Source organism: Caballeronia sp. LP006, from assembly GCF_031450995.1.
Lineage (GTDB): Bacteria > Pseudomonadota > Gammaproteobacteria > Burkholderiales > Burkholderiaceae > Caballeronia.
Genome location: NZ_JARTVW010000004.1, coordinates 492,919 through 513,720, shown reverse-complemented (window position 1 = coordinate 513,720; position 20,802 = coordinate 492,919). Strand labels below are relative to the sequence as shown.

Sequence of the window (20,802 nt, the reverse complement as noted above, 5' to 3'; positions counted from 1 at the left end):
CGATAGACGCTGCATTTGCTCGGCGTCACCGGTCAACGACAACGCAACAGAGCGAGGAAAGGACATGAAAGTAGCCGTCATGGGCGCAGGCGCAGTGGGCTGCTATTACGGCGGCATGCTCGCGCGCGCGGGTCATGAGGTCGTGCTGATCGCGCGGCCGCAGCACGTCGAGGCCATTACGCGCGATGGTCTGCGTCTCGAAACACAAACCTTCGATGAACGTGTGCAGCTTGCGGCAAGCACCGAAGCGAGCGCAGTGCGAGGAGCGAAGCTCGTGCTGTTCTGCGTGAAGTCCACCGATACCGAAAGCGCCGCCGCGTTACTCAAACCGCATCTCGAACGCGATACGCTGGTTTTGTCGCTGCAAAACGGCGTCGAGAACGCCGAGCGCTTGCGTGAGTATGTGCCGCAAGAAGTGGCGGCGGCCGTGGTCTATGTCGCGTCCGAAATGGCAGGGCCAGGACATATGAAGCACCACGGGCGTGGTGAACTGGTGATCGAACCATCGAGTGCGAGCGAAGAAGTCGCGCACGCCTTCGTGGCCGCTGGCGTGCCCACCGACATCTCCGACAACGTGCGCGGCGCGCTGTGGGTCAAACTCGTCTTGAACTGCACCTACAATGCGCTTTCAGCGCTTTCGCAATTGCCTTATGGACGCATTGTGAAGGGCGAGGGCGTGACGCGCGTCATGCGCGATATCGTCGATGAATGCACGGCCGTCGCTCGTGCCGAAGGCGTGAGTTTACCTGGCGATGTGGATGCGGCCGTGCGCCGTATCGCGGAGACCATGCCGAACCAGTTTTCGTCGACGGCTCAGGACGTGATGCGCGGCAAGCGCAGCGAAATCGACCATCTGAACGGGTTGATCGTGCGACGTGGCGATGCGCTCGGTGTAGCGACGCCAGCTAATCGCATGCTGCATGTTTTGGTGAAGCTCGTGGAGAGCAAGGCAGATTGAATGCCGAAGGGAGCCAGGCACGCCTGATGCTCAAATGTAGCAGGCGCAGAACTGTCAGCGCTACAACTCCCGGAGGTTCACCATGAAGTCGATCATCAAAGTCGTGGCCGTTGCTGCCGTTGTGGTGGCGCCGGTTCTTTCTTTCGCTCAGTCGGACACCAATTCGGCCGTGACGCGCTCGCAAGTCAAGCAAGACCTGCAACAGGTCGAAGCGGCGGGCTATAACCCCGCGGCAGGCGACCGCACGACGTATCCGGCCGATGTACAGGCCGCCGAAGGCCGCGCCGCGCGCCAGAATGGTGCAGCGTCGGCCAACGATAGCGCTTATGGCGGCTCGGATTATTACCGCGCATCCACCGGCTCGCGCGCCATGCCGCCCGTAAATAACGACGGCTCCAAGCCGACCTATTTCGGCCACTAAGCGATGCTCGCGGTAGCGCTCGAACGGCGCTACCGCCGTCCGTTTCTGCGCGGTTCATACAACCGCGCTACCATGGCTTTCCCCTCGAAAACGGCAGGAAGAAGCCATGGAACGTACCGTCAAGATTCCCGGTCCCGATCATCCGATTACTGTCCAGCCCAGTCCCGCGCATGTCGTTGTGAAGGCGGGTGGCCGCGTAATCGTCGATACCAGCAAAGCGCTATCTTTGCGCGAAGCTTCATATGGCGAGGTGCTTTATCTGCCGCGCGATGACGCCGACACGTCGCAACTCACGCGCACTTCGCACGAGACGTACTGTCCTTACAAAGGCGTTTGCAGCTACTACAGCATCACGAGCCTGGGCGAAAAAGGCGTCAACGCCGTTTGGACCTACGAGCAACCCTACGATGCCGTCGCCGGTATCAAGGACCATCTCGCGTTTTATCCCGACCGTGTCGATTCCATCGAAAAGCAGGGCGCTTAAGACTCAACTCAGCGACGACTTCGCCCGGGCGCGTAGCTCGGCGGTGAAGTCGTCGAGCCAGCCCGAGGCCAAGCGCCAGCTTTGCCAGTAAAGATCGATATCGAGTCGCGTCCCCGGCACTAGCTCGACCAGTTCGCCACTTTCGAGCCGCGACTCGACCAGCCGCTGCGGGCACATGCCCCATGCAAGTCCGGACGTGCACGCGCGCAGGAAACCTTCGCCGTGCGGAACGAAATGCGCGGGCGGTGCAATATCGGCACGAACAACGCGGCGAACAAAGCGCTTTTGCAATTCGTCCTTCTCGTTGAAATTCACACACGGCGCGCGACGCAATGCCTCGCGTGTCAGTCCTTCCGCGAAATAGCGCTTGAAATAACCGGGCGAACACACAGCCCGATAACGCATGCGACCAAGCTTGACCGACCGCCAGCCCGGTGCGGCATCGGCTTGCGTGGTGACGGCGCCTTGTACATCGCCCGCACGGATACGCTCTGCGGTGTGATCCTGATCGTCCACGACCACATCGAGCAACAGCGCATGTTCGATGCAGAAGTCAGCGGTGGCGTCGATGAACCATGTGCTCATGCTGTCGTCGTTCACCGCGATGCGCAGCTTGGCGCGGCTCCCGCTCGTCGTGCCGGGTAGTGTGGGCATGCGACCGCCCAGTTCGGCTTCGAGCAATTGCACGCGTTCGGTATGGCGGCACAATAGCGCGCCTGAGGAGGTTGCCTCGCACGGCTGTCCGCGTCGCACGAGCAGGCTGCCCACGCGTTCTTCCAGCAACTTCACGCGCTGCGAGACAGCCGAAGGCGTGACGCTCAATAACGCTGCCGCGCGCTCGAACGAACCGGTGCGAACGACCGCGAGCAAGGCATCGAGCGAGGCGTAGTCGAGCATTAGCGTTCCTTAATCGAACTTAGAAAGATTAGCTGGCTTCATGGGCCTTTACTGCGAGAGACTACGGCTTTCGTCGACCATGATCAAGCCCACGCCATGAATCCCACACCTTTCAAGCTGGAACGTTACTTCGCACAGCACGAATTCACCGCACGGCATTTGCTGTGCAGTTCCGATCCCGAATCGATGTCGGTGCGTGACCTGCTCGCGCTCGAACCGCAAGCAAGCGACGGCTTGTTCGATACCTGGCTCGGCTACACGGAATATCCGGGCGCATCGGACTTGCGAACCGAGCTGGCGGCCATGTATGAGTGCATCGATGCAAGCGGGATCATCGTGCATACGGGCGCTCAGGAAGCGATCTTTTTGTTCATGAACACGATGCTTGAGGCGGGCGATCATGTCATCGTGCACATGCCCGGCTATCAATCGCATTACTCGGTGGTTGAAGCGCTGGGCGTAAGTGTATCGCCGTGGCGAGCAAACGAAGCGGGCGGCTGGGCGCTCGATCCGGCCGATCTCGAAGCGCTGCTGAAGCCGCAAACGCGCGCCATCGTCCTTTGCTCGCCGCACAATCCGACCGGGTATCTGCCATCGCGCGAGGTGTTCGACGCTACCGTTTCGTTTGCGCGCAAGCACGGACTGTGGCTCTTCAGCGATGAGGTCTATCGCGGCCTCGAACACGACTGTGCCGACCGCCTTCCCGCCGCATGCGATGTCTACGAGCGTGCAATCACGCTCGGTGCGTTATCGAAGACGCATGGACTGGCGGGCTTGCGCATCGGCTGGATTGCAACGCAAAGCGCCCAAGTGCTGCAACGCATGAGCATCTTCAAGGACTATCTGACGATTAGTAACAGCGCGCCGAGCGAGTATCTTGCAACCATCGCCGCGCGTCATTCGGGCACGCTCATCGAGCGGAATGTCTCTATCGTCCGTGAAAATCTACGGGTGCTTGATAAATTCATGGCACGCCACGCCATGAATTTCGAATGGCATCGGCCGCGTGCGGGCACGATCGGCTTCGTGCGGCTCAGGCAGGAGCGCGCCAGCAGCTTTTGCGCCGAGTTGCTGCAGGACACGGGCGTGCTGCTGCTTCCTTCGACCTTGCTCGATTACGGCGACGCACATTTTCGCATTGGCTTCGGCAGGCGGAATATGCCTGCCGTTCTCGATTACGTCGACGCCTGGCTCGAAACGCGCGCACCGTGCTAAGACGTTTATTTCGATGCGACCGCCACGAGCACCGCGTCGTTTCTATAAGCCTGCGGGAATAATTGCTTGAGATTTCCCACCTTAGGCAGATCGTTAATCGCTATATACGTGCTTTCCGGATGTTCGGTCAAGTAATTCTGGTGGTAAGCCTCGGCCGGATAAAAGCCTTTGTAATTCTCGACATGAGTCACGATCTTGCCGGAATAAACATGCGCCGCATCGAGTTGCGCGATATATGCGGTAGCGACATTGCGCTGAGTCGTATTTTGCGGAAAGACTGCCGAGCGATATTGCGTGCCGTGATCCGGTCCCTGGTAATTCAACTCGGTGGGGTTATGCGCGACCGAAAAGAAAATCTGCAAGAGCCGGCCATAAGTCACTCCGGCAGGATCGTAGGTTATGCGCACCGACTCCGCATGGCCCGTATCGCCTTCGCTTACGCGCTCGTATTGAGCGGTATCGGCATTGCCGCCCGTATAGCCCGAGACGACTTCCTTAACGCCACGCACGTGCTGAAACACGCCTTGCACGCCCCAGAAGCAACCGCCGGCAAATACCGCCGTCTCCGTGTGGGTGGCGCCTACGCTCTCGTCATGCGCGGGTGCAGGAATGACCTTGGCGTCTTCACTCGAATGCGCGGTTTGCTGCAACGCGAAAGCACCTGCAGCCAGCGCAGCCACGCTAAGGGCCTTGCCTGTCTTGCTGAATTTATTCGCCATGATGGCTCCTCGATGAATCAACCAAAGGTGAAGGCATAAGCCTCGACACCCGAATCCAGAAATTCGATGCTAAACGTGCGGTCCTTGACAGGCCCCGCTTGCCGCACGAGTTGATAAAGGCGCTCTTGCGTCACGGTACCACTTCCATCGGCTGCGACATCGCTACCATGCGAAGCACCGGGAGGCGCGCCGTCGATACTGACGCGAAAGCGTACGGGCTTGCCATCCGGCGAAGGCCCGAGCACGAGATGCAGATCGCGCGCATGGAAGCGATAAACGATTCGTCCCGACTTGCCCGCGAGCGTCGCGTGCTCGGAGCCGATCTTCCACGGGCCGGCAACACCCCAGTCGTTCACATCGAGCGCCTTGGGCGGGGCATAGTCATGCACACGATCCTGCGTCTGGCCGCCAGGCGACATGAACTGCTCGGCGCGCGCATAGCCAACATAGGTTTCGGGTGAGCGCACGTCCGCGTTATCGGCTTGCATCATCGCGCCTTGTACCGCGATATCTTCGTTGGTGTCGGGCTGCTTCGTCACGGGTGCATTACCGTGACCCGCTTCCGCCAGCAACTGGCGGATCACCTCTTCCGAATGCGCATAGTCGCCCTCGCCGAAATGGTGATAGCGGATCTTGCCCTCGGTATCCACGAAATAATGCGCCGGCCAATATTCATTGTTGAGCGCGCGCCAGATCGCAAAGTTATTGTCAATGGCTACCGGATAGTCCACACCCAGGTCATGCACGGCTTTCTTCACGTTGTCGACGTTTCGTTCGAACGCGAACTCAGGCGCATGCACACCGATCACCACGAGCCCTTGGTCACGATACTTTTTTGCCCACTCCTTCACATAAGGCAAGGTACGCAGGCAATTGATGCATGAATACGTCCACACGTCGACGAGCACGACCTTGCCGCGCAGCGCGTCCTTCGTGAGCGGCGGCGTGTTGAGCCATTGCACCGCGCCATCGAGCGAGGGCAGCGTGCCTTCCACGGGCAACGAAGCCGTCGGCGCAGTCGAAGGCGCCGCGCTCGCGCGCATCATGCGCGGTGCATCGGCATCGGCAGTGGTATTAGCGGCTTTCATGGCGTTATTGCGAGGCGAAAACCGGTCGACCAGCTTTTGTTCGATGCCCGCCGTCGCTACTGTCGATACCCTTGCAAGCACGCCCGTATCGAGGCCCAATGCGATAGCGGCGACGCCTGCAAGCATCGCGACGCCGATGCCGCGCCGTATCCATTCGCCCGCGCCGAGCGAGCGCTTCATCGCGGCGAATACGCGGCCACCGATGAGCAGCGCCACGGCAAGCGAAGTCGCGGCGCCCGCGGCATAAGCGAGCAGGAGCAGCGTGGTGCCTACGCTTGCGCCGTTCAATGCGGCACCCGTCAACACGAGTCCGAGAATCGGACCTGCGCACGGTGCCCACAGAAGACCCGTTGCGATGCCGAGCAGGAACGAGCCGCCGAAGCTCGCCTTGCCATCGCCGCGCTGGGCGAAAGCCGTCAGTCGGTTACCGGCGCTGACGAGCGGATGCATGATGCGATCGGCCAGGCGCGGCAACAGTAAAGCAAGTCCGAATACGGCGAGAAGCGCGATGGCGGCCCAGCGTCCATATTGATTTGCTTGCGTGGCCCAGCCGCCGCCAAGCGCGGCGAGCGTCGCCACCAACGCGAACGTGATGCCCATGCCGAGCAGCAACGGCAAGCCGCTTTTAGCAAACGGCTGATCCGCGCGAGAAAACACGAAGGGAAGGACAGGCAGGATGCACGGACTGAGTATCGTCAGCGCGCCGCCGAGATAGGCGAGAACGATGAGCAGCATGGTCGTGTCTTTTTAGAAAGTTAATAAGCGTTGAGGTGGCCAATCAAGCAGCGCCAGCGGTGAACTTCATCGCGACGCCGTTCATGCAATAGCGCAGACCGGTCGGCTTGGGTCCATCGTCGAACACGTGGCCCAGATGTCCACCGCAGCGGCGGCAATGCACTTCGGTGCGCAAGACGCCGAACGAGCCGTCCTGCCGCGTGGCAATAGCGTGATCGAGCGGCGCCCAGAAGCTCGGCCATCCGGTGTGACTTTCGAATTTGGTGCTTGAAGAGAACACCGCAAGGGCACAACCCGCGCACGAGAAAGTGCCGGCCCGATGCTCGCCATTCAACGAACTCGTGTAGGGCCGCTCGGTGCCTTCGCGACGCAGGACGTCGTATTGCATGGAATCGAGCATGCGACGCCATTCGTCGTCGCCATGCGTGATTTCGAACTTCTCTTGCGGCGAGGGCGCGGCCAGCGCACGCAGACGGCCTGTCAAGGCAAACGCGGCTGCGGCAGCGGTGCCCGTCAGCAGAAAGCGGCGGCGGTCTAGCATGATGTCTTTTCCTTCGCTCGATCAGATGAGCCCCATCTTAGGCGTGCGCGGCTTACCGAGTCCTCACCGAAAGTTAAATTAAATGTGATACTTGGCCGCGCCGCTTTTCTGCACAATATCCGGGCTAGCGCTTTAATTCTTTTGAATTTCCTCATGGACCAGCCTAAACGCATTCTGATCGTGGAAGACGACATGCATATCGCCGATGTGCTGAGCCTGCATCTGCGCGACGAGCGCTATGAGGTCGTGCATTCCGCGGATGGCGCCGAGGGCTTGCGCTTGCTCGAACAAGGCGGATGGGATGCGTTGATTCTCGATCTGATGCTGCCCGGCGTGGATGGCCTCGAAATTTGCCGGCGTGCGCGCGCCATGACGCGCTATACCCCGATCATCATTACTAGCGCGCGTTCCAGCGAGGTGCATCGCATTCTCGGTCTCGAACTCGGTGCGGACGATTATCTTGCCAAGCCTTTTTCGGTGCTTGAACTGGTGGCGCGAGTGAAGGCGCTTTTGCGTCGCGTGGATGCAGTCGCCAAGAATTCGCGCCTGGATACAGGCCGTCTCGAAGTCGCGGGTATCGCTATCGATCCGCTTGCGCGCGAAGCGTGGGTAGATGAGCTGCGCATAGAACTGACACCACGCGAATTCGATTTGCTTTATTACTTCGCCCAACATCCCGGTAAAGTATTTTCCCGCATGGATCTGCTCAATGCGGTTTGGGGTTATGCGCATGAAGGCTATGAGCACACGGTCAATACGCATATCAACCGCTTGCGCGCCAAGGTCGAAAAAGATGCCACCGAGCCTGCCCGCATCGTGACCGTCTGGGGACGCGGATACAAACTCGCGACGGACAGCGCATCGTGAAGTTCATGAAGCTCACCCTGTCGCAACGGCTTTTCGCTGTGTTCTGCGTGCTGCTGCTTGCATGCTGCGGCGCATCGGCATGGTTGCAGATTCGCGCAAGCGATTTGCGCGAGAAGGAAGTCATTCAGAGCCTGTCGCGCGGGCTCGCTGCGCATATCGCCCACGATGGCGCGCTCATGGACGCAGGCGATATCGACGCGCCCGCCGTGCGCCGTCTCTTCAGCCAGTTGATGGTGGTGAACCCGAGCGTCGAAGTCTACCTGCTCGACAACGAAGGCCGCGTTCGTGCCGACGATGCGCCTCCCGGTCATCTGAAGCGCGATCGTGTCGATCTTGCGCCCGTGCATCGTCTGATCAATGGCGCGCCGCTCCCTATTCTGGGCGACGATCCACGCAGCATCGACAAGCGCAAAGTCTTTAGCGCCGCGGCGCTTGCCACGCCCGGCAAGCCGCCTTTCGGTTATGTCTATGTGGTTTTGCTTGGCGAAGAGCACGACGAGCTTGCGGCGAAAGCCTCGGCGAGCGCGGTCTTGCGCACCACGCTTCTGTCCATGGGACTCGTGACCTTGCTCGGACTCGTTGCGGGCGTGATCGCTTTCGGGCTCATTACGCGTCCGTTGCGCCGCTTGACCGATGCCATGCGCAGGTTCGACGCAAGCGGGGCATCGGCCGAGCCATCGCCTGTACCGTTGCACGTGGCGGCACGCGAGAACGAGCGGGACGAAATCGTGGTGCTCGAAAGCGCCTTTTCCCAAATGGCCGCGCGCATTGGCGAACAATGGCGCGAATTGCAGCGGCAGGATCGTGAAAGACGCGAACTCGTCGTCAATATTTCACATGACTTGCGCACGCCGCTTTCTTCCTTGCATGGCTACTTGGAAACGCTTTCGCTCAAGGCCGATGTACTTGCCGACACAGACCGTCGCCGTTATCTGTCGATCGCACTTGCGCAAAGCGCGAAGGTCGGGCATCTCGCGCAATCGCTTTTTGAACTAGCGCGGCTTGAACACGGCATGGTGCATCCCGAAGCGGAGTCGTTCTCGCTCGCCGATCTGCTGCAAGATGTGTTCGAGAAATTCGAACTGCCCGCCGATGCGCGCAAAGTGCGACTTGATGCGCATATCGAGCCGCGCCTGCCTAATGTATCGGCTGATCTTGGCATGATCGAGCGAATCCTCACGAATTTGCTCGACAACGCGATTTATCACACGCCGGAAGGCGGTACGGTCACAGTTAGGCTTGCACATTCAAACGGCCACGTGGAAGTCACGGTAAGCGATACAGGTCCCGGCATTCCAGCCGACGTGCGCGGCGTGCTCTTTCAGCGCGCTTTCGCTTCGGGAGGCAGGCATCGCGGCGGATTTGGCTTGCTGATCGTGCAGCGCATGCTTCAGTTGCATGGCAGCCAGATTCGACTCATCGATTTGGATCAAGCGGGCGCGGCGTTTAGCTTCGAGCTTCCCGCAAGCAGTGCCAGGAGCGACGAGCATGCTCCGCAGTTGCCCGACCCATCGAATAAAAACGCTTAAAAAAGAGCCCGGCATCGCTGCCGGGCCAAATGGGACGGTCATCACCTACGCTCTTAAGCCTGAAGCAAAGCGCTTTGAGCGTTGCCCGGTTTGACCATCCGCGTGGACCTTGCTTGACTGAACGTGTTTCGTGATGGTTTTAGCCCCGAACGCTTAAACCATCCTTAAGATCGCCTGCGGCGCAGTCGACATTGGTGACGTTTTTAGTCAGGTCATTTTCTAAAGCAGACCTCCGGCCTTCGTCTTATTCCCCGCATAATCATGAACCTTGGCGCACGCGTCTAAGATGCAGCAAGCAAAACATTCCGGATGACATTTTCGTGTAAGCCATTGGTACTTTCCTCGGCAAAAGTTTTCTTGGTATTCGACAATATGTTTGCTAGCATGTACTGCATCTGCATGTTTAAACTAGCGCTCCGAGTCTCAAAGCGGTCACCCGTTACCTTATTAAGTCTTTTTTGCGCCTGGTTTTCTTTAGGCGCATTGGCAATCGACAACGTTGTGCTTTCCATCTCGATCTTTGGCAACGGGCACGCACACTATGGGATATTGCGTGTCAAGCTTATTTCCGTAAGCCAGTGCAAATGCCTGCATGGTATTTTTTCGCCGTTCTAATCGCGAAAAAATGCGGCCCGAAGTGAATGCCGCGCGTTTTCTTGGCTTAAAGAATGATTTTCAGGCAAAGGTTCGCCATTCTCGATAGCTCGAATAATGGCGGCGAAATCTTGCGCTTGCGATCCGCGCAACAGACAGGGAGGGCATGTGGAAACCGAACTGAGTCTACGGCTTGCGAGAGCTTTGCGGCGCTGCGCGTCGCATGGCTGTGTATTTCCCTATCAACGCTTTCACGCGTTATGCGGTAAAGGCTTACCGCTCGCAGAACGCTACGCCGCGCTTGAAACGGCCATAAGCGCCCTGGCCGATCTAAGGGATATGGACTACGGCGTGCTTATGGCGCTTGATTGCGGCCTGCCCGGCGCTGAATTTTTCCAGCGTTATCTCAGGCATCGATACAACGAGTACGTCACCTTGATGGGCGACCCGAAGTATCAGCGACAAACTCTCGCGCGCAAACGGGCGCTGGTTGCGCGTGAGCGCGAGCGCGTTTTCGAACATGCGCGAGCAATCGAGGAAAAAGGCGAGAAGCAGGCTATCGCAGCCTGAAACAAGCGGCTCGATTCACTCAGGCTTCGACGGTTTCGTCGAGGCCTGCTTTCATCAGCACCCAGTCGCGAAAGCATTTCACCTTTTCGACATTGCGCTCGGTTACGCGATAGGAAAGGAAGTGCGTTTCTCTCGCAAGCGGCGCGAAGATGCCTGCCCCGAGTTCAATCAAATCGCCACGCGCAAGCTCGCGTTCGGCGAGCCGTGTCGTTTCCAGCGCGACACCCATGCCATCCGCCGCCGCCGATATCGCGAGTGCGGCACGGTCGAACGATGGTCTCGGCCCGCGCGGCATTTCCAGTTCGTTCAATGCAAACCATCCCGGCCAGGTCACGCGGCTGAGTTGCGAGTCGATGAGCGTCAGCTTGCGGATCTGCTCGGCAACGGGCACGTCGTCGCGCACGAGCGCAGGCGAACAAAGCGGCACGATGCGCTCCGCTCCGAGCGCGCGCGTGATCACACCGGGACGCTCATGCGCGAAGCCATAAGAGATCGCGACATCGACTTCACGCACGCGCGCGAGATCGGCCGGCTCCGCATCCGATGATAGGCGAATGGTCACCATCGGATGCTCGCTCATGAACTCGGGCAGACGGGGCGCGAGCCACTTCGCCGCGAAGCTCGGTGCGCAGTGCACGGCTAGCACTTGCGCCTGGGGTTCGAGCGCGACCTCACCACACGCGGCTTCGATCACATCGAACACGCGTCCAAGGCTCTCATGAAGCCGGCGTCCTTCGGAGGTCGTCTCGACCCGCCGGTTGCGTCGATGAAAAAGCGGCCTGCCGAAGTACTGCTCCAGCTCCTTCACCTGATGGCTGATGGCCGATTGCGTGAGGTGCAGTTCGCTTGCGGCAAGCGTGAAGCTCTCCAGCCGCGCGGCCGCCTCGAATGCGCGCAAGAGAACGAAGTTGGGGATGCGCCTCATGGCAATTCCTTATGCATGAATGCGTGTCATGGTTCTATGAACAGGCATCGTTTGTCTTTCGTTGTGCGCGCCACGAACATGGAAGCCGTCGAGACATATCCATAACGGTCGTCCAAGGCCACGACACCGGCAAGAGGCACGCGATGCATGCGACGCCGCACCTGCCCCACAACGGAGACACAACAATGAGTTCCCATAGTCCGGTTGCGTACCTGGCGGGCGACGAATCGTCCACCTATGCAAAGGTGACATGGCGCCTGCTGCCATTTCTTTTCGTGTGTTATCTCTGCGCTTATCTCGATCGCATCAACGTGAGCTTTGCCAAGCTGCAGATGCTCAATGATCTGCATTTCAGCGAAGCGGTCTATGGAGCCGGGGCGGGCGTATTCTTTATCGGCTATCTTCTGTTCGAAGTACCAAGTAATCTGATCCTCTTGCGCGTAGGCGCTCGACGCTGGATTGCGCGGATCATGGTGACGTGGGGTGTCATCTCCGCCGGCATGATGTTCGTGACCAGCCCGACGAGCTTCTACATCATGCGCTTTTTGCTCGGTGTGGCCGAAGCTGGCTTCATTCCAGCCATCCTGCTCTACCTCACGTACTGGTTTCCGGCCTCGCGGCGCAGCAAGGTGACCGCGCTCTTCATGACTGGCATTCCGATGTCGGGCGTCGTTGGCGGACCGCTGTCGGGCTGGATCATGAGTCATATGGGCGGCATGCACGGCATTGCGGGATGGCAATGGCTCTTTCTGCTCGAAGGCATTCCGACCGCGCTCTTCGGTATCGTCGCGTTCTTTTATCTCGACGATAAAGTCGCCGATGCAAAGTGGCTCAGTGACTCGCAAAAGGCCATGCTCGAAGCGAATCTTCGCGATGAGAAGCCCGCACATGCACTGCATTCCGTGAAGGATGGCCTCTTGCATCCCAAGGTGCTGCTGCTGAGCGTGACTTACTTTTTCTTCACGATGGGCCTCTACGGCGTGAGCTTCTGGCTGCCGACGCTCGTCAAGGCAAGCGGCGTTTCCGATCCGCTCAACATCGGTCTCCTGACGGCAATTCCATATGCGGCCGGCGCCATCGCCATGCTGGCAGTCGGTCATAGCTCGGACAAGCTCGGCGAGCGTCGCTGGCATCTGGCGGGCGCGGGCATTGTCGGCGCAATCGGTCTGTATTTCAGCGTGGTGTATGCGCACTCGACCTTCTTCGGCATGATCGCGCTCACGATTGCGACCATGGGCGTGGTCACGACCATCTCGCAGTTCTGGGTCTTGCCGCCCGCGATTCTCAGCGGCGGTGCGGCAGCCGCAGGGCTCGCGCTTGCCAATTCGGTGGGCAGCATCTCGGGTGTCGTGAGCCCGTGGCTGATTGGCATCATCCAAACGCATTCGGGTTCGACCGGTAATGGTGTGCTTGGTCTTGCGGTAAGTTGCGTGATAGGCGCCCTCATGGTCTTTACGATACCGGCTGCGTTGGTGAATAGCCGCCGTCGCACGGACCGATGAAAGCAGTTCAACACGAAAAGCCCTGCAAATGCAGGGCTTTCTCGCGCGATGCCGATTCATGTTCACGTTGCTTCCGCCTGCCTCTGTTCATTCAGTACAAGACCCAGACGCTCGACCAGATTCTTGCGCGCGTTCGCGGTATGGAGATCCGTGAGTTCGGATGCGCGTTGCGCGTCGCCTTCCGCGATTGCCGCTGCAATGGCGGCGTGCTCATCCCAGATCGACTTGCGCTGTCCCGATGCCTGCAAGACCGCGCCCATCACGCGACGCAGATGTACCCAATGCATCTGCGCGGTATCGGCGATCAGCGGATTGCCCGAGGCTTCGTAGATGGCGCCATGAAACACCATGTCCGCATCGATCATCGCCTTGACATCGTCGCTTTTCGACGCGCGCCGGCCGTTCGCGATCAGCGACTTGTCGAGCTTCGCTCCACGTTCCGCCGCGAGGCGTGCGGCAAGCGAATCCAGTGCACCGCGAATCTCGTAGAGATGGCTGATCCACGCGGGATCGAGCGGGGTGACGAGCAGACCGCGACCGGGCGCGTCCTGCACGAGCCCATCTTTTTTTAGGAGCCGCAGCGCCTGCAGCACGGGTGAACGCGATACGGCGAGTTGCTCGGCGATCTCTTCCTGCGTGATGCGCGTACCAGGCGCGAGCGAGCCGGAACTGATGGCATCGAGCAAGACCTTGTAGACCTCGTCCACGTAGTCCGTGCGGGCCTGAAGCTTGAGAAGTTTGGCGGGCATGATGTCGAGCTCAATCTCTGGATACAGAATACGACAAGGTTACAGCCCGCCAGTGCGGCGGTCAACGAACGAAGCCACGCATGCTAGTCCACATTCGCGTTTACCCATAGAGACAACGCAGCGGTCCGTCGCTAATCTTTGTATACAGAGTACGGAGTTCGGTAATCGGAGTTCGGACTTCAACCATCAAAAGCAGCGGACCATATCCATCCCCACATCAGGACGAGACTCTCCATGACGATCAAATCAGACAAGCTGGAAGGGCAGAAGAGCAGTGGCGGCGCGCCCGCCGTCAAGAAGCTGATTCCCTTCGGCGGGTACTACACGAGCAAGGTGCCGGGCCACGATCCGGAGTTGACCGAGACCGGTCCCGGCACGCCGATGGGCGAGTACATGCGCGCGTTTTGGCATCCCATCTGCATGTCGATCGAACTGACCGATACTCCGCGTTACCTGAAAATACTCAACGAAGAACTCGTGGCGTTCCGTGACGGCAGCGGAAGGATTGGTGTGCTGCACGCGCATTGCGTGCATCGCGGCGCATCGCTCGAGTACGGTGCCATTCAAGAACACGGCATCATGTGCTGCTATCACGGCATGGTGTTCGATGTGGATGGCGCGTGTCTTCACGTACCGTTCCCTAAGGGCGAAGAAAAAGAGGCCGAGAAGTATGCCTGTTCGATTCGTCAAGGCGCTTATAAAGCCGTCGAACGTAACGGCCTGGTGTTCGCTTATATGGGGCCACCCGAGAACGTGCCGCCGTTCCCTGAATGGGAAGGCGACTACACGGTGCTGCCCGGCGATGAACTCGTCCCCTACAGCAACTTCCAGCATTGCAACTGGCTGCAAGTGCAGGACAACGCCGCCGACAACTATCACCCGACCGCGCTGCATGCGGCCAAGAACGTCGTCAATGGCAACTTCCAGGGCACGACGTTCGATGAAGTCGGCGCGGCCTCGATGGAAGTCGCTCCCGATATGCATTTTCAACCGGTGCAGCAAGGCCGAAGCCTCGCTTGTGCGGGCGCGCGCCGCGTGAACAAGGATCGGCTCTTCGTGCGTGTGCAGCATCAGGTGCTGCCGAACTTGAGTCTGCACGCATATACGTCGGAGGACGGTTCGAAGAAGAAGCTCTTTAGCCGCTTTCATATCGTGCGCTGGACCGTGCCTGTCGACGATCAAAACAGCAAGATGATCGGCTGGCGCGTGATGGGTCCGGGCATCGACACACGCGGTGTGGGCAAGAAGGAAATGGTCGGCTACGAGTCGATCGACTTTCTCGAAGGGCAAGTCGCCATGCGTCGTCCAGAGCGCTTTGGCAAGTACAAGATCGAAGATATCGTACCGATTCCGCCGAACCATCGCGAGCGCGAGACTTATAAGGAAGCGCAATACGCACCGGGCGATTACGAAGCGATCATTTCGCAGCGGCCCATTGCCGTGCACGCGCTCGAGAATCCGACGAAGTTCGATGCGGGCCTCTTCCTCTTCCGCAAGATGTTGCGCGATGCGGTGCGCGGTTCGAACCCGGCGGCATCTGCGCAGAATTTCGCCGATTGGTTTCGCGAGAACGCCGGCTCGCCCAACAGCTTCTGCTCGGGCAACGTGTTCGAAATTCCCGAGGGCAAGACCGTTGAAGAAGAAGTCACGCGTCGTCGCGCCGTCACCAAGAAGATCGTCGCCATTCTCGCGCAGAGCGAGACGATGAAGGGTGATGAGCGCGCTAACTTCGTGCGGCAAAGCTTCGAGGAACTCGAGCAATCGATGAAGCAATAGCGGCATATGGCGAAGGCGCTTTGACCAATGCCGAGCGCTTTCGCAAGCCCGCCGCTCATCGATCGAGGAGACGCAACCATGTCGACACAACCCATATCAACCGACCGCCAGGCACAGACGCTGCAATTGATGGTGCGACAAGTCCGCTTCGAAGGACGCGGCATCAACTCCTATGAGTTCGTCGACCCTGAGGGACATGCATTGCCGCCGTTCACGGCTGGCGCGCATCTGGACATCCATCTTGCAGGCGGCGTGATCCGTCAGTATTCCATCTGCAATGCGCCGCGCGAACGGCATCGCTATGTGATTGCCGTTCTGCGCGATGAGCGCGGACGCGGTGGCTCGAAAGCACTGCACGAGCAACTGCGCGTACAGGACATCGTGAAGGTGAGTCTTCCGCGCAATAACTTTAGTCTCGTCGATGGCGCGCGTCGCGTGTTACTGATCGCAGGCGGTATCGGCGTCACGCCGCTCAAGGCGATGGCGCATGAACTGGACGACGCCGGCATCGACTACGAGATGCATTACTGCACCAGGGACGCAAGCTGCGCCGCGTTTGCCGACGAGTTCGAATCGATGCGCGCAAGCGGAAAGCTGCACCTGCATTTCGATGGCGGCGACCCGGCCACGGGCCTCGATCTGCGCCGGTTGCTCGACGCGCCGCGCGAAGGCGAGCATGTGTATTACTGCGGCCCAGGCGGCTTCATGAAGGCATGCGCCGATGCCGCCGGACACTGGCCCACCGGCACGGTGCACTTCGAGCATTTCAAGGCGCCGGAGCGCAATCTCGACGATGAAGCCGCCAACGATGCACTTGACAGTTTCACCGTGCGCATTGCGAGTACGGGACAAGAGATCGAGGTATCTAAGGAAGAAAGCATTGCAGACGCGTTGGCACTGGCAGGCGTACCGATTGAAACCTCTTGTTGCGCAGGTCTATGCGGCACCTGCAAAGTGCGCTATCTCGAAGGCGAAGTCGAACACAACGACTGCATTCTCGGCGACGACGAAAAGACCGAATTTCTCACGGCGTGTGTATCGCGTGCGACGAGCAGGGTGCTGGTGCTGGATCTTTAGCAAGCGCTTGAACCACCACGAAGGGCAGACAAAGAAATTTGTCTGCCCTTTTTCTTTGCGAGCGTCTAATCCATCCACGCGTAAACCCGCTTGCCTCAAGTTTTTTTTAGTGGAAGACTTGCCTCCCATCTGCCGCGTCGGATACGTGTCCGATATATCGGACAAGCCTCAAACGGATTTTCCTCTTGCGAGATGCACACATGAAACTTGTTAGAGAAAGCGCGCGCTTTGCTCGTTGGGTTGCAATTGCCGGCCTTGTCGCGTTGGCGGCCTGTTCGAAAGTCGAAGCACCAGCGCAGGATGGGGCGGCAAGCTCAACGCTTAAGACCGTTTTGCAACGCGGCACCTTGCGCGTAGGCGATTGCTTGAGCTTTGCGCCCTTCGGTTTCTATAACAAGGACGGCCAGCCGGACGGCTACGACGTCGATCTCGCTAAGGAACTCGCTAAGCAAATGGGCGTAAAGCTCGAAGTGGTCAACACCACCAGCGCCAACCGCATTCCAAATCTGCAGACGAGTAAGGTGGATGTCGTGTTCTGCAATTTCACTCGCAATCTCGAACGGGCCAAGGAAATTGCCTTTACCAATCCGTACGTGGTGGCGAGTGAAGCGCTGCTGGTCAAGAAATCGAGCGGGATCAAATCCATCAAGGACATGAGCAACCGCACGATTGCCACCGTCAAAGGCTCGACCAACGGCGACGAAGTGCGCTCACTCAACATGCAGGTGAAGATTCAGGAATTCGACAGCTCGCAAGCCGCCATTCTCGCCGTCAAGCAAGGCCAGGCTGACGCGATGATCGAAGACAACAACTTTCTCGCATACCAGGCATCGCTCGATCAGGAACTTACCGTCACTGACGAAGCCCTCGTGCCGCTTGAATACAACGCGTTCGGCGTCAAGGCCGGCGATCAGGTCTGGCTCAACTATCTGAACCTGTTCCTGTTCCAGATCAACGCGTCCAAGCAGAACGCGCAGCTCTATAAAAAATGGTTTGGGCAAGAGCCGCGTTTCCCGCTCAACCCGCAATATTAATTTAACCGTGACGCCGGTTGCGTGACGTCCAACGTGAGGAAAAATCATGGGCTATGAATGGTTGACGCTTGCTGGCTATTTCAGCGACTTCCTGCATGCCGCATGGCTCACGCTGCAAATCACGCTGCTGGCGTTCATTCTTGCGATGGCGCTCGGTCTTTTGACGGCGCTTGCAAGCGGGTCCAAGAGCCGCGTGCTGCGCGGAATCGCAAGCGTTTATATCGAAGTCATCCGCAACACGCCGGTCCTGCTGCAGATATTCATCGTGTTCTTCGGCTTGCCGTCCCTTGGCATTACGCTCGATGCTTATACAGCAGGTGTGATCGCACTAGGGGTGAACGTAGGCGCTTATCTGGCGGAAGTGTTTCGGGCGGGCATCCAGTCGGTGCCCAAGGGTCAGCTCGAAGCGGCATCGATTCTCGGACTAGAGCGCTCGCAGATCTTCACGCAAGTGGTCTTGCCGCAAGCGGCGCGCGCTGTTTATCCGGCTATCGTCAACAACCTGATCCAGCTTTTGCTCGGCACGTCGCTGCTTTCCGCGATTGCACTGCCCGAGTTGAGCGGTACAGCGACCGTCATCAATTCGCGCACGCTGCTTTACGTACAGACTTTCACGGTCACGCTTCTTGCCTATCTCGTGCTCAGCAACCTGCTTTCCTGGGCTGCAGGGCAGATTGGCTTGAGGCTCTTTCATCCGCCGCTCGTCATCAGGAAGCCTTCGCGCCGATCGTTCATGCTGCGCCGTCCTGCCGCGCGCACTTAATCGGAGAGCGAGACATGTCGAGCGATTTATTGACGACGAGCCTGTCGATCCTTTTGCAAGGGCTCTTGATGACGCTGGCCTTGTCGGCCGCGTCGATCGTGGGCGGTACGGTAATCGGTCTTCTGGCCGCCGTGCTTCGTTCTTTCGGGCCTTGGGGCACCGACAAGATTGCAAGGCTCTACACCGAACTCTTCCGCGGCACGCCAGTGCTCATCACACTGATGTTCATCTATTTCGGCGTGTCCTACTTCGGCTATGCCATTGATGTCTTTGCCGCCGGAGTCGTCGGCTTGAGCGTTTATCAAGGCGCGTATATCGCCGAAGTATTTCGCTCAGGCATCGAGGCGGTCCCTAAAGGACAGTGGGAAGTCTCGCAGATTCTCGGTCTATCCAAAACGCAAGCGTTCTTCTCCGTAGTCTTGCCGCAGACCGGCCGGATCGTTTTGCCGCCGCTGGTCGGGCAATATCTCTCGCTTATCAAGGACACGTCGATCGTTAGCATGATCGGCATGTCGGAGTTGATGCACGGCGGCCAGGCGATCGTCGATCGCGTGGGCAAGCCAGTCGAGATTTATGGCCTCGTCGCCATACTGTATTTCATCGTGTGCTTTCCGCTGTCGCAGTGGGTGCGCCGTCACGACCGTAGAAGGAGCGTGCTGTCATGAGTGAAGCGTCGATCATCAACCTCGCGGGCGTGGGCAAGTCGTTCGGTGCCACGCAAGTGCTGCGGGAAATCAATCTCGATGTGAGGCTTGGCGAAGTGCTTGTCTTGATCGGCGCATCGGGCTCGGGCAAGAGCACCGTGTTGCGTATCATGAGCGGCCTTGAAACCGCGGATGCGGGCGAAGTGTGGGTCAACCAGGTGCCGCTGCACGATGCACGTCGCGCTAAAGAAATTCGTGGACATGTGGGCATGGTGTTTCAGCAGTTCAATCTGTTCCCGCACAAGACCGCGCTCGGCAATGTCACGCTTGCACTCATCAAGGCGCGCAAAATGAGTCCCGCTGATGCCAAGAAGCGCGCCATGGATGCGCTCGACCGTGTCGGCCTCGCCGATCGTGCGACGCATTATCCGAGTCAATTGTCGGGCGGCCAGCAACAACGCGTGGCCATTGCACGCGCACTCGCCGTTGAGCCAGGCATCATGTTCTTCGACGAGGCGACTTCCGCGCTCGATCCGGAACTCGTCGGCGAAGTGACCGAAGTCATGCGCGGACTGGCGCGCGATGGCATGACGATGGTCGTGGTCACGCACGAAATGGGTTTTGCGCGCAAGACGGCGGATCGCGTGGTGTTCATGGACAAGGGCGTGATTACAGAGCAGGGCGCACCCGAGCAAATCTTCGTGAATCCGCAAAACGAACGCACGCGGCAGTTTCTGCATCGCGTGCTGGATCATTGAGCGGAGCCCAGCCAATGTCGACTGTGGAAACGTCGCGTGCGCGCGGGGTGGATCGGGTCGTGGCGATCATGAAGCAATTGCATCTAGCTCGCAGGCCGCTCGCGATGCGCGAATTGATCGAAGCGACTGGCGCGCCGCGTTCAAGCATCTACGAACTGGTCGCAATTTTAAGCGAGGCGGGTCTACTGGAAGCGGGCCCCGACGGCAGCATCTTCTTTGGCCGGGAGATGCATTACTACGGCTCCGATTACGCGGTGCACAACGATCTGATCAGCCGCGCGCATCAGTCCATTCTCGCGCTCGTGCGCAGCCACGACGAGACCGCGCAACTGTGCATGCTCGAAGGCGACAAATACACGGTCGTGCTTTCAGAAAACAGTTCTCGACCTTTCAATATCAGTTCGGATATTGGCGTCAAGGTCCCCATTCCCTGGACGGCATCGGGCAGGCTGCTGCTGGGTCATTTGAGCGGCGACGCAATTCGCGCGCTCATTCCTGATGAAGACTTCGTTCTGGACAACGGCAAGCGAGTCGATTTCACAGACTTCCTCACCGATGTGGAACGCGCGAGGGAGCAGGGCTTCTGCTGCACGACAGGCTTGTCGCATACGTTTCGCTATTGCATGGCCGCGCCCGTTCGCGATCGTTCCGGTTTGGCCGTCGCGGCGCTCTGCTTCATGACGAGTCGCGACACCGATCCAGAGAAACGCGATCTCATGCTCGACGACCTCATTCGCTCGGCACGCGCCTTATCGCAACCTCATAGGCGGGGATGACTCGCCGCTTTGCGAAAAGCCAAAGGCAAAAAAAAAAAATATAAGCAAACCCTAAAAAGCTCTGTGCGATGCCGCGCGGATTGTTTGCAGTTAAGCGCATTTGCCAGACAAGAAATCATGCACCCCATGCAATGATCGCCAATAGATAGTCCGTTTGAACAAAATTCGCGTCGGCACATC

Annotated in this window: 21 protein-coding genes; 15 read left to right on the top strand and 6 right to left on the bottom strand. The window is 58.9% G+C overall.

Going from position 1 to position 20,802, the window contains the following annotated elements; all coding sequences use genetic code 11:
• Positions 1-64: 64 nt before the first annotated feature.
• From P9250_RS12455 to P9250_RS12445, 3 genes are all read left to right on the top strand, one after another.
• Positions 65-958: a 2-dehydropantoate 2-reductase gene (locus tag P9250_RS12455; protein WP_310393307.1), complete on the top strand. Its 894-nt coding sequence runs from the start codon at positions 65-67 to the stop codon at positions 956-958.
• A gap of 82 nt (positions 959-1,040) precedes the next feature.
• Entirely contained in the window at positions 1,041-1,379 is a 339-nt protein-coding gene (locus P9250_RS12450; RefSeq protein ID WP_244829652.1) for a DUF4148 domain-containing protein, read from the top strand.
• A gap of 106 nt (positions 1,380-1,485) precedes the next feature.
• Entirely contained in the window at positions 1,486-1,863 is a 378-nt protein-coding gene (locus tag P9250_RS12445; protein WP_309849164.1) for a DUF427 domain-containing protein, read from the top strand.
• Positions 1,864-1,866: 3 nt separating this feature from the next.
• Here P9250_RS12445 and P9250_RS12440 read toward each other — a convergent pair whose 3' ends face one another.
• The gene (locus P9250_RS12440) at positions 1,867-2,760 is read right to left on the bottom strand and encodes a LysR family transcriptional regulator ArgP (RefSeq protein ID WP_310393304.1); all 894 of its coding nucleotides are present in this window, start codon (positions 2,758-2,760) and stop codon (positions 1,867-1,869) included.
• A gap of 96 nt (positions 2,761-2,856) precedes the next feature.
• On the opposite strand from P9250_RS12440, the gene P9250_RS12435 reads away from it, so the two are divergent.
• Positions 2,857-3,975: an aminotransferase class I/II-fold pyridoxal phosphate-dependent enzyme gene (locus P9250_RS12435; RefSeq protein ID WP_310393302.1), complete on the top strand. Its 1,119-nt coding sequence runs from the start codon at positions 2,857-2,859 to the stop codon at positions 3,973-3,975.
• Between the two features lie 5 nt (positions 3,976-3,980).
• On the opposite strand, the gene msrA is transcribed toward P9250_RS12435, so the two are convergent.
• From msrA to msrB, 3 genes are read right to left on the bottom strand one after another with little or no spacing between them, the layout of a single operon-like run.
• Entirely contained in the window at positions 3,981-4,694 is a 714-nt protein-coding gene (msrA, locus tag P9250_RS12430; protein WP_310393300.1) for a peptide-methionine (S)-S-oxide reductase MsrA, read from the bottom strand.
• Between the two features lie 17 nt (positions 4,695-4,711).
• Entirely contained in the window at positions 4,712-6,517 is a 1,806-nt protein-coding gene (locus P9250_RS12425) for a cytochrome c biogenesis protein DipZ (RefSeq protein WP_310393299.1), read from the bottom strand.
• A 43-nt stretch (positions 6,518-6,560) separates the two neighbouring features.
• Positions 6,561-7,058: a peptide-methionine (R)-S-oxide reductase MsrB gene (gene msrB / locus P9250_RS12420; protein ID WP_310393297.1), complete on the bottom strand. Its 498-nt coding sequence runs from the start codon at positions 7,056-7,058 to the stop codon at positions 6,561-6,563.
• A 153-nt stretch (positions 7,059-7,211) separates the two neighbouring features.
• Here msrB and P9250_RS12415 point away from each other — a divergent pair, with 153 nt between their 5' ends.
• The 3 genes from P9250_RS12415 (at position 7,212) to P9250_RS12405 (ending at position 10,618) form a co-directional block, all read left to right on the top strand.
• The gene (locus P9250_RS12415) at positions 7,212-7,925 is read left to right on the top strand and encodes a response regulator transcription factor (protein WP_244829660.1); all 714 of its coding nucleotides are present in this window, start codon (positions 7,212-7,214) and stop codon (positions 7,923-7,925) included.
• 5 nt (positions 7,926-7,930) lie between these two features.
• Complete coding sequence (locus P9250_RS12410) at positions 7,931-9,454, top strand: HAMP domain-containing sensor histidine kinase (RefSeq protein ID WP_310393295.1); 1,524 nt, start codon at positions 7,931-7,933, stop codon at positions 9,452-9,454.
• Positions 9,455-10,216: 762 nt separating this feature from the next.
• Positions 10,217-10,618: a hypothetical protein gene (locus P9250_RS12405; RefSeq protein WP_250467060.1), complete on the top strand. Its 402-nt coding sequence runs from the start codon at positions 10,217-10,219 to the stop codon at positions 10,616-10,618.
• A 19-nt stretch (positions 10,619-10,637) separates the two neighbouring features.
• Here the strand turns inward: P9250_RS12405 and P9250_RS12400 are convergent, their stop codons facing one another.
• Positions 10,638-11,543, bottom strand: coding sequence for a LysR substrate-binding domain-containing protein (locus P9250_RS12400; RefSeq protein ID WP_250467058.1), 906 nt, complete (start codon positions 11,541-11,543; stop codon positions 10,638-10,640).
• A 185-nt stretch (positions 11,544-11,728) separates the two neighbouring features.
• On the opposite strand from P9250_RS12400, the gene P9250_RS12395 reads away from it, so the two are divergent.
• Positions 11,729-13,045 (top strand): MFS transporter, encoded by a 1,317-nt coding sequence (locus tag P9250_RS12395; protein WP_250467056.1) that lies wholly within the window; start codon positions 11,729-11,731, stop codon positions 13,043-13,045.
• A gap of 62 nt (positions 13,046-13,107) precedes the next feature.
• Here P9250_RS12395 and P9250_RS12390 read toward each other — a convergent pair whose 3' ends face one another.
• A complete protein-coding gene (locus tag P9250_RS12390; protein WP_310393292.1) occupies positions 13,108-13,794 on the bottom strand; it encodes a GntR family transcriptional regulator in 687 nt (228 codons plus the stop codon).
• A 234-nt stretch (positions 13,795-14,028) separates the two neighbouring features.
• Between P9250_RS12390 and P9250_RS12385 the strand changes: the two genes are divergently transcribed.
• The 7 genes from P9250_RS12385 (at position 14,029) to P9250_RS12355 (ending at position 20,622) form a co-directional block, all read left to right on the top strand.
• Positions 14,029-15,570, top strand: coding sequence for a Rieske 2Fe-2S domain-containing protein (locus P9250_RS12385; RefSeq protein WP_310393290.1), 1,542 nt, complete (start codon positions 14,029-14,031; stop codon positions 15,568-15,570).
• A 78-nt stretch (positions 15,571-15,648) separates the two neighbouring features.
• Entirely contained in the window at positions 15,649-16,647 is a 999-nt protein-coding gene (locus tag P9250_RS12380) for a PDR/VanB family oxidoreductase (protein ID WP_250467053.1), read from the top strand.
• A gap of 200 nt (positions 16,648-16,847) precedes the next feature.
• Positions 16,848-17,681 (top strand): transporter substrate-binding domain-containing protein, encoded by an 834-nt coding sequence (locus P9250_RS12375; RefSeq protein ID WP_244829668.1) that lies wholly within the window; start codon positions 16,848-16,850, stop codon positions 17,679-17,681.
• A gap of 46 nt (positions 17,682-17,727) precedes the next feature.
• On the top strand, positions 17,728-18,444 hold the full coding sequence (locus P9250_RS12370) for an amino acid ABC transporter permease (protein WP_244829669.1): 717 nt from the start codon (positions 17,728-17,730) through the stop codon (positions 18,442-18,444).
• Positions 18,445-18,458: 14 nt separating this feature from the next.
• Positions 18,459-19,109: an amino acid ABC transporter permease gene (locus P9250_RS12365; protein ID WP_250526713.1), complete on the top strand. Its 651-nt coding sequence runs from the start codon at positions 18,459-18,461 to the stop codon at positions 19,107-19,109.
• Positions 19,106-19,846 carry an amino acid ABC transporter ATP-binding protein gene (locus P9250_RS12360; protein ID WP_310393285.1) on the top strand — a complete coding sequence of 247 codons (741 nt, stop codon included), beginning with the start codon at positions 19,106-19,108 and terminating at the stop codon, positions 19,844-19,846. Before P9250_RS12365 ends, P9250_RS12360 begins: the two co-directional genes overlap by 4 nt.
• A 14-nt stretch (positions 19,847-19,860) precedes the next feature.
• Positions 19,861-20,622 carry an IclR family transcriptional regulator gene (locus tag P9250_RS12355; RefSeq protein ID WP_310393284.1) on the top strand — a complete coding sequence of 254 codons (762 nt, stop codon included), beginning with the start codon at positions 19,861-19,863 and terminating at the stop codon, positions 20,620-20,622.
• Positions 20,623-20,802: the final 180 nt, after the last annotated feature.